We start from the raw sequence: 9,771 nt of genomic DNA on the forward strand, positions 1-9,771 counted from the left end.
TTCATCATGCCGCCGCCCTTCATCTTCTTCATCATGTCCTGCATCTGCTCAAACTCCTTGAGCATGCGGTTGACTTCCTGCACATGCACGCCCGAACCCGCGGCGATGCGGCGCTTGCGGGTGGCTTTGATGAGCTCGGGCTTGCGGCGTTCCAGCGGCGTCATGCTGTGGATGATGCCTTCCTTGCGTTTGATGTCTTTCTCGGCCTTGTTCATATCGACCTGACCGGCCTTGGCCGCCATCGCGGCGGGCAGCTTGTCCATCAGACTGGCGAGGCCGCCCATCTGTTTCATTTGCTGGATCTGGGCCAAAAAGTCATTCAAATCAAAGCTGGCGCCGCTCTTGATCTTGGCCGCCAGCTTTTGAGCCGCAGCCACATCCACGCCCGCCGTAACCTGTTCGACCAGCGCCAGAATGTCGCCCATGCCCAGAATACGCCCGGCGTGGCGCTCGGCATCAAACACTTCGAGGCCGTCCAGCTTCTCGCTGGTACCGGCGAACTTGATGGGGGCACCAGTGACCTGTCGCACCGACAGCGCCGCGCCGCCGCGTGAATCGCCATCGGTCTTGGTCAGGATGATGCCGGTGAGCGGCAGGGCGTCCTTGAACGCCTTGGCCGTGTTGATCGCATCCTGGCCTTGCATGGCGTCAACCACAAACAAGGTTTCCACTGGGTTCAGTACCGCGTGCAGGTCCTTGATTTCACGCATCAGCGCTTCATCAATCGCCAGACGACCGGCGGTATCGACCAGCAGCACGTCAAAGTAATGCTTGCGGGCATAGTCCAAAGCGGCCAAGGCAATATCTACCGGCTTTTGGTCGGGTGAACTGGGGAACCACTCGGCACCCGCTTGGGCTGTCACTGTTTTCAACTGCTCAATAGCGGCCGGGCGGTAAACGTCGCCAGACACGGTCAACACCTTTTTGTTGCGCTTCTCAATCAGGTGCTTGGCCAGTTTGGCGGTAGTGGTGGTTTTACCAGCCCCCTGCAAACCGGCCATCAGGATCACGGCCGGGGGCTGGGCCGCCAGATTGATGTCGCTGACACCCTGGCCCATGGTGAGCGCGAGTTCTTTGTTAACAATGCCGACCAGCGCCTGGCCCGGCGAGAGCGAGCCCAGCACGTCCTGCCCCAAGGCTTTTTCTTTGACCCGCGCAATGAAATCGCGCACCACGGGCAGGGCCACATCGGCCTCAAGCAAGGCCATGCGCACTTCACGCAGCATGTCGGCTACGTTGGATTCGGTGATGCGGGCCTGGCCTCGAATTTCTTTAACGAGGCGGGATAATTTATCGGTAAGGGCGGAGGCCATAGAGAGTATTCCGATCAACGGAACCCAGGTTGGGAGCCAACAGACATGGCAATATGCAAAACGCTAAACTGTACCCATGATTTTAGCCAGTGCTACCCCCTTAAGTTTGACCTTGGCGACCGGCAGCGCGGTGGCCTACGCAGTGTCCGCCATCGGCGCCGCTCGGCTGGGTGCGCGCACAGCGCGCGTGGCTGTGCGGTTGGCGTGGTTGCTCCATGGCGCCTTGCTGGCATGGAGCTTGTTTGGCGCCGAGCCCCGCTTTGGTTTTGCGCCGGCCTTGTCCGTCACAGCCTGGCTGGTAGCTGCGGTCTACGCCGTTGAAAGCCATGTTTACCCGCTACTGCAAACCCGCTGGACGCTATCAGTGCTGGGTGCGGTGGCTGTGGTGCTAGCCACCCTGTTTCCTGGCAACCCTTTGAGCGCCAATGCCTCACCCTGGTTACCCTTGCATTGGGCTCTGGGGATTGCCTCCTACGGACTTTTCGGCGTTGCCGTGGTCCATGCCTGGTTCATGACACGGGCTGAAGAGCGCTTTCGGTTGGCTGCCGATCCACACAGTGGCATGCCACTTTTGACCATGGAGCGCCTGACGTTTCGCTTTGTCAGCGCGGGCTTCCTGTTGTTGTCCGCGACCCTCCTGGTAGGCTTTGTGTTTGAGAAGCAACTGTATGGCGCCAACACACCTCTGAAATGGGACCACAAGACGGCGTTTTCGGTTCTCTCGTGGTTGGCGTTTTCTATTTTGCTGATTGGCAGGGCGCGCTTCGGCTGGCGTGGCAGGCGCGCGGTGCGGGTTCTGTACATCGGCTCTGGCCTACTTTTGCTGGCCTACGTCGGATCACGCTTCGTTATGGAGATCGTTCTTGGGCGGTCTGCATGAAATTACTGCTGATACTTTCGGTGGTGCTGTTCGGCATCTGGCTCTGGCGCTCCAACCGGCCTTCAAGTTCAAAACCAGCCTCCAAGGACTCGCCAAAGCCGCTCGAGATGGTGCGCTGCACCTATTGCGCCGTGCACCTCCCGCTGGTGGACGTCGTTCACGGTAAAAATGGGGTGTACTGCAGCGCAGATCATCTTCACCGCGCGGAGTCCTGAATGAGCGTGCCGCCAGAAGCACAGTCCTGGTTCGGCCCCTCCCTGCTTGAACCGGGACTTGAACCGGCAGACAACCCCCAGGAGTTCGAGCGCATCTGGCGCGGCTTCATGACCGCACGGGTTACGCTGGGCGTGGGGTTGATCCTGCTTCAGGGCGCTTTTTTTGCGCTTGGGACGACCCGAGACGTCACACTGATCATCCTTTGCACGGGTTACTTTGCAGCAACGCTTGCGGTGCGCCTGCTGGCTCGTCCACGCCACCTGAGCCGAACCTTTGATACCCAGTGGATCGTGACCATCGGGATTGACGTTCTGGTTTTTGCGGCCCTGCAAGTCATCCAGGGCAACAGCATCAACTACCAACCCTTGTTCGCCTTGCCTGTTTTGGCGGCCTCGGTCCTGGGCTCGCTCCTATTGGCACTGGCCGCGGCGGCTGGTGTGACGATGATGTTATTTGGCCATGCAGCTTGGGCTTCAGCCCAGGCCCCCCTAGAGACCACCGCCCATTTTTTGCAGGCCGCACTGACCGGTGCAGGCTGTTTCGGCATTGCCTTTCTGGCCAGCCAGATCGCTACACGACTGGCCAATGTCGAGCTTCGGGCGGTTCGCAGTCAACTGGCTACGCGCGTACAGCGGCAAGTCAACGAGCTTGTGATTGAGTCCCTGACGGACGGTATTTTGGTCGTCGACTCGCTCGGTTTGGTGCGAGCAGCCAACCCGGCGGCTCGCCAACTTCTCGGAGCCGATCGAACCCGTCGGCACAACTCGTTTAATCTGGCTTCACAAATCGGCTGGCAAGGATTAATCGACCTGATGAACCTCAGTTTTTCAAACAAAGCAGCCCAGCAGGCGGATGTCACCATTCATCACATGGGGCAGGGTCCCAGGCGTTTGCGGGCACGCACCCAACTGACAGCCTCCAATGACAGTGATGAGGAGAGTTTGTGCGTCATGTTCTTGCAAGATCAGCGAGAGATGGAGGCCCGGATTCGCACCGAAAAACTGGCCAGCATGGGCCGCATGTCTGCTGCTGTGGCTCACGAAATTCGCAACCCATTGGCAGCCATTGCCCAGGCCAATGCCTTGCTTGACGAAGACCTCACCGATCCCAAACAAAAACAACTCACCCAGATGGTGCAACAAAACGCCAAGCGGTTGGGGAAAATCGTGGAAGAGGTGCTGAATATTTCAGGCGTTCAACAGCGTGAAAATGCCCTCACCTCCAGCTCTCTCGACCTGAACGAGGCAGTGACAAGAATTTGCCGTGACTGGCAAAGTCAGACCGAAAGCGACCACCGGCTTCGGATAGCTTTATCGCCTAGAGATATTGAGGTGCGCTTCGAGTCAGAACACCTGCGCCGGATTCTGGTGAACCTGCTCGACAACGCCAGACGCTATGCCAGCACGCAACTTGATGCCATTCAGGTATCCACAGGCACCTCGCCGATGGGGCAGGGGGAGCTAAGCGTGTGGAGTGATGGCCAGCCCATGGATCAATCGGTTGAGCGGCATTTGTTTGAACCTTTTTTCTCCTCAGAGAGCCGCTCCAGTGGATTGGGCCTCTACATTTGCCGCGAGTTGTGCGAGGGGCATGGCGCCTCCATTGCTTACCATCGAAGCTTGCGCAACGTCCGGAGCGCGCCGGTAGAAGGCAATGAATTCCTGATGACATTCCGCACCAAACATATCTAACGCCATGGCCACCAACACACCGACGAGTTCTGCCAAAATTCTGGTGGTCGATGACGAACCCGACTTGAGGACGTTGTACGAATTGACACTCTTGCGCGAAGGCTACCGGGTAGAAACCGCCGAAAACCTGGCCGATGCAATGCAACTCCTGAGCGAACGACAGTTTGACGCGATCATTACCGACATGCGCCTGCCCGACGGCATGGGGTTGACCTTGCTTCATCAAATAAAGGCGCAACAACGTAGCGAACGCTGTGTTGTCATCACTGCCTATGGCTCAGCAGAGAATGCGGTGGAATCGCTGAAAGCGGGTGCATTTGACTACTTGACCAAGCCGGTGGATCTCAAGCAGTTTCGCAATGTCATCGCCTCCGCGGTGCAAGACACTGGCGCCAAGACGGCCACAGTCAACCGCGCGCTACCGCTGCAAAGAAGAGCCGAAGACAGCTTGGCTCCCAGCGCCGCTGGCGAAGCCGCGTTAAGGCGACTGGCAGGCGAATCCCCCAGCATGAAGCTGGTCAAGGAACGGATTGTCAAAGTCGCACGCAGCATGGCCCCAATCCTGGTCCGGGGTGAGTCTGGCACGGGTAAGGAGTTGGTGGCCCGCGCCATCCACGCCAACAGCCACCGCACAGCAAGCGCCTGGGTGGCTGTGAACTGCAGCGCGATTCCTGAAAACCTGCTGGAGGCGGAGTTTTTCGGATCTAAAAAAGGTGCGTACACCGGCGCCACCCAAGACCGGGAAGGTTTTTTTCAAGCGGCCCATGGCGGCACTTTGTTTCTCGATGAGATTGGCGACTTACCGCTTGCCATGCAGTCCAAGCTGTTGCGCGTCATACAAGAGCGTTACGTGCGTCCGATCGGATCCACGCAAGAAGAACCGGTCGATGTGCGGATCATCAGCGCCACCCACAAAGACTTGGCGGCCGAAGTGCTGGCCGGTCGCTTTCGGCAAGATCTTTATTACCGCTTGAATGTGATCGAAATCGTGATTCCGCCCCTGCGTGAACGCCGGGAAGATCTGCCTGCACTGTGTACCGCCTTGCTCCGCAGGATTGCACTGGAAGCCAACATTCCGCTGCCCGTACTGCCTACCGCCGTACTCAATCAACTGGCACTTGACCCGCTGATTGGCAACGTCCGCGAGTTAGAAAACCTGCTGCACCGCGCCGTCACGTTGAGCGATGAAGATGACTTGCAAATTGAGCCCTCCTGCTTTCAGGCCCTCGCGCCTGAACCCGTTACACCGAGCGCTTCCTCACCATGCATCGAAGAGAACACGGCCACGATCCCGAGTGACTTGCAAGGCCATCTTGACAGCCAAGAGCGCGAAATTCTGGTTCAGGCGCTAAGAGAAACCGGCTTTAACCGCACCGCCGCAGCAGCACGACTTGGCTTGAGCCTGAGACAAATCCGCTACCGGATCGCCCGCCTCAATATTGACACCACCAGCAGCGACTCTGACGATGAACACGCCTGAGTTGCTGCCCCTGTCGCCGCTTTGGGATGCCGGCTGGTACCGATTTGCGGGACGGCAACCGTCACCCAACTTCGGCCCTCGACCGGCACATGCAACGATTAATCTCATCGTGCTGCACTCCATCAGTCTGCCGCCGGGTCAGTATGGTGGCAAGGAAGTTGAACAGCTGTTCACCAACCAACTCGACTGGGATCAGCACCCGTATTTCAAGAGCATTCAAGGCATGCAGGTGTCGGCGCATTTCTTCATCCGGCGTCAAGGCGAACTGCAGCAGTTTGTCAGCACCCTTGACCGAGCCTGGCACGCCGGCGTCTCGAGCTACCGGGGGCGCAGCAACTGCAACGATCACTCGATCGGCATTGAGCTGGAAGGCATTGAAGGCGGCCTGTTTGATGACCGACAGTATGAAACGCTGGCCTCTTTGAGCGCAGCCATCCTGCAACACCAACCAATAGCGGACATCGTTGGCCACGAACACATTGCACGCGGTCGCAAAACCGACCCGGGAAGTGGCTTCGACTGGGCTCGTTTACAGCGATCGCTGGGCCTGCCAAACCGGTTTCTGCCCGAGGGCCTGGGCGCTATAAGCTGAGCATTTCCACGCCCGCCAGATAAAAAAAGACCCTGCCCGGCCTCGGTCTTACCTGCTGTGCTGAAAAATTCAGCCCTCGGTTGATACACTACCGGTAGTGCTTGAATTCAGGCCGAACCCCATATATAGTGTGTCCTGCTGACCAAAACCGTCGCTCAGCGTCTGGTTTTGATGTCGTTCGCAGCGTCACTCCACCCCCTAAAACAAAGCTCGAGACGAGGAAACCCATGCAAGCCGTTTTAAAACCCCACCCGACCTCACCCGATACGTTGACGCAGCCTAACGCTGACGCGGTCAACAGCACCGTGGCCAACGTATTCAGTCACTACCAAATCCTGCGCCGCAACGGCGCTGTCGTGCCTTTTGAGCCCGCCAAAATTGCCGTGGCAATGATGAAAGCTTTTCTGGCCGTTCACGGCACCCAAGGCGCCGCATCGGCCAGTGTTCGGGAAACCGTCGAGGTCTTGACGCAAGCCGTGATTCGCGCCCTGATGCGCTCACGCCCGGGCGGTGGAACCTTTCATATCGAAGACGTTCAAGACCAGGTTGAACTGGGCTTGATGCGCAGTGGTCACCACGAGGTCGCACGCGCTTACGTGCTCTACCGTGAAAAGCGCACCCAGGAACGCGCCACCCAAGCTAGCCAGGAGACGCCCCCGACACCCGTGCTCCATGCCTTGGACCAAGGGCAGCGGATTGTGCTGGATCTGGACCGCCTAAATGGCCTGATTCAGTCGGCCTGCGCCGGTCTGGGTGCTGACGTCAAGCCGGAACCGATCATGGCCGAGACCTTGCGCAATCTGTATGACGGCGTTCCAATGGATGAGGTGTACAAAGCTTCGGTGCTGGCTGCGCGCACGTTGATCGAGAAAGACCCCGACTACACCTACGCAACGGCGCGCTTGTTGTTTCACACGATTGCCAAAGAAGTTTTGGGCCGGGACGTGATTCAAACCGAGATGGCACAAGCCTACGTCGACTACTTCCCCGGATTTATTAAAAATGGCGTTGACCACGAGTTACTCGACAGCAAGCTGCTTCAGTTTGACCTGCCACGACTGGCTGCCGCACTGAAAGCCGATCGGGATCTGCAGTTTGATTACCTCGGTCTTCAAACCCTGTATGACCGGTACTTTTTACACATCAGCAAAGCCCGCATTGAATTGCCTCAGGCCTTCTTCATGCGCGTGGCCATGGGCCTGTCTCTCAACGAAGCTGACCGCGAAGCGCGCGCTATTGAGTTCTATGAGGTGCTCTCGTCTTTTGACTTCATGTCCAGCACGCCCACGCTGTTCAACAGTGGCACCTTGCGTTCACAACTCTCCAGCTGCTACTTGACCACCGTGCCCGACGACCTGGGTGGCATTTACGATGCGATCAAAGAGAACGCGTTGTTGTCCAAGTTTGCTGGTGGACTGGGCAACGACTGGACCCGCGTGCGGGCCTTGGGCGCTCACATCAAAGGCACCAATGGCGAGTCGCAAGGGGTGGTACCCTTCCTGAAAGTGGTCAACGACACGGCCGTGGCGGTTAACCAGGGCGGCAAGCGCAAAGGTGCGGTCTGCACCTACCTGGAAACCTGGCACCTCGACATCGAAGAGTTCCTGGAATTGCGCAAAAACACCGGGGATGATCGCCGCCGAACACATGACATGAACACGGCCAACTGGATCCCTGACTTGTTCATGCGCCGTGTGATGGAAAAAGGCGAATGGACATTGTTTTCGCCCAACAACGTGCCGGACCTGCACGACAAATTCGGCCGCGAATTCGAGACCGCCTACGTCGCTTACGAAGCCAAGGCAGCACGCGGCGACATCAAACCAGCACGCACTGTGCAGGCCGCCGACCTGTGGCGAAAAATGCTCACCATGCTGTTTGAAACCGGCCACCCCTGGATCACGTTCAAGGATGCCTGCAATGTGCGCTCGCCGCAGCAGCATTGCGGCGTGGTTCATTCCAGCAATCTGTGTACTGAAATCACACTCAACACCAGCGACACGGAGACCGCAGTGTGCAACCTCGGCTCAGTCAACCTGTTGCAGCATTTGAAAACGGGGCCCGACGGATCCAAAGTACTTGATCACGTCAAGCTGCAAAAGACGATCACCACCGCGATGCGCATGCTCGACAACGTGATTGACATCAACTACTACGCCGTAGAAAAGGCGCGCACCTCCAACACGCGTCACCGCCCGGTGGGCTTGGGGATGATGGCGTTTCAAGACAGTCTGTATGAAATGCGAATTCCCTATGCCAGTGATGCTGCGGTTGAGTTTGCCGATCGGTCCATGGAAGCCATTTGCTATTACGCCTACTGGGCCTCGACCGAACTGGCGCGTGAACGGGGTCAGTACGCCAGCTTCAAAGGTTCACTGTGGGACCAGGGAATTTTGCCGATTGATACCCTTGACATGTTGGCCAAAGAACGTGGTGGCTTTGTGGAAGTTGACCGCTCTGCCACGCTTGACTGGGACGCGTTGCGCCAGAAGATTGCCCGCGACGGCATGCGCAACTCCAACTGCACAGCCATAGCGCCCACCGCCACTATTTCCAACATCATTGGCGTGGATGCCTCCATCGAACCGTGCTTTGGCAACCTGTCCGTCAAGTCCAACCTCTCGGGCGAGTTCACCATCATCAACAGCTACCTAGTTGGCGACCTCAAACGACTGGGTCTTTGGGATGATGTGATGGTGATGGACCTGAAACATTTCGATGGCTCTTTGAAACCGATTGACCGGATTCCCGCTGACATCAAGTCTTTGTATGCCACTGCTTTCGAAGTCGAAACACGCTGGCTGGTAGAGGCCGCAGCGCGTCGTCAGAAATGGATCGATCAAGGACAATCGTTGAACATTTATATGGCAGGCGCCTCCGGCAAAAAACTCGACGACACCTACAAGCTGGCGTGGATTCGCGGACTGAAAACCACCTACTACCTGCGCACCATGTCGGCCACCCATGTTGAAAAATCAACAGTGGCAGCGGGTCGCATGAATGCGGTTTCGTCGGGTAGCGATACGCAACCCGTCAACACGGGCATGAGCGCCATGGATGCAGCGGCAGCGGCCGCAAAAATACAGATGGCATCAGGACCCGCAACCGATGTCAAATTTTGTGGTGTCGACGACCCCACCTGTGAGTCATGTCAATAAGACTTTAGTGGGCGTGAACGGTGTTGTGGCGATGTTGCTGCACAACATCTCTTAAACAATATGTCAGCGATGTGAATGAATACTTTTCATTTCATTTCGCTGCTCTCATAATCCGAGGATTGGAAAATATATGTTGACCTGGGACGAAGAACTTAAGCCTACCCCGCCATTGCCTTTTGCACACGGCTTAACCAGCAGCCAACCGATGGAGCCCTCATTGCCTTCAGCCACACTTGCCAGCAGTCCTCGCCGCGTCAATGCGGCCGACAAACGCATCATCAATGGCAAGACCGACGTCAATCAACTGGTTCCCTTCAAATACAAATGGGCTTGGGAAAAGTACCTTTCCAGCTGCGCCAACCATTGGATGCCGCAAGAAGTCAACATGACGCGTGACATTGCCTTGTGGAAAGATCCTAACGGCCTGACCGAAGACGAGCG

At 57.4% G+C, this 9,771-nt stretch carries 8 protein-coding genes; 7 read left to right on the plus strand and 1 reads right to left on the minus strand.

The window, feature by feature from the left end; genetic code table 11:
* Window positions 1–1,313 (minus strand): signal recognition particle protein (ffh, locus tag WCG50_RS14775; protein ID WP_336900366.1); only part of this gene is annotated, 1,313 nt, incomplete at its 3' end.
* Between the two features lie 76 nt (window positions 1,314–1,389).
* Here ffh and ccsA point away from each other — a divergent pair.
* The 7 genes from ccsA to WCG50_RS14810 form a co-directional block, all read left to right on the plus strand.
* Window positions 1,390–2,193, plus strand: a complete 804-nt coding sequence (ccsA, locus tag WCG50_RS14780; RefSeq protein ID WP_336900367.1) for a cytochrome c biogenesis protein CcsA — start codon at window positions 1,390–1,392, stop codon at window positions 2,191–2,193.
* The gene (locus tag WCG50_RS14785; RefSeq protein ID WP_336900368.1) at window positions 2,190–2,408 is read left to right on the plus strand and encodes a PP0621 family protein; all 219 of its coding nucleotides are present in this window, start codon (window positions 2,190–2,192) and stop codon (window positions 2,406–2,408) included. Before ccsA ends, WCG50_RS14785 begins: the two co-directional genes overlap by 4 nt.
* Window positions 2,409–4,100: an ATP-binding protein gene (locus WCG50_RS14790; protein ID WP_336900369.1), complete on the plus strand. Its 1,692-nt coding sequence runs from the start codon at window positions 2,409–2,411 to the stop codon at window positions 4,098–4,100.
* A gap of 4 nt (window positions 4,101–4,104) precedes the next feature.
* Entirely contained in the window at window positions 4,105–5,580 is a 1,476-nt protein-coding gene (locus tag WCG50_RS14795) for a sigma-54 dependent transcriptional regulator (protein ID WP_336900370.1), read from the plus strand.
* A complete protein-coding gene (gene ampD, locus WCG50_RS14800; RefSeq protein ID WP_336900371.1) occupies window positions 5,567–6,172 on the plus strand; it encodes a 1,6-anhydro-N-acetylmuramyl-L-alanine amidase AmpD in 606 nt (201 codons plus the stop codon). The genes WCG50_RS14795 and ampD overlap by 14 nt, the downstream gene beginning before the upstream one ends.
* 227 nt (window positions 6,173–6,399) lie before the next feature.
* Window positions 6,400–9,330 (plus strand): ribonucleoside-diphosphate reductase subunit alpha, encoded by a 2,931-nt coding sequence (locus WCG50_RS14805; protein ID WP_336900372.1) that lies wholly within the window; start codon window positions 6,400–6,402, stop codon window positions 9,328–9,330.
* A 130-nt stretch (window positions 9,331–9,460) separates the two neighbouring features.
* Window positions 9,461–9,771: ribonucleotide-diphosphate reductase subunit beta (locus tag WCG50_RS14810; RefSeq protein ID WP_336900373.1), on the plus strand; the 311-nt coding region annotated here is incomplete at its 3' end.

It is taken from the genome of Rhodoferax sp. (assembly GCF_037143375.1).
Classification (GTDB): domain Bacteria; phylum Pseudomonadota; class Gammaproteobacteria; order Burkholderiales; family Burkholderiaceae_C; genus Rhodoferax.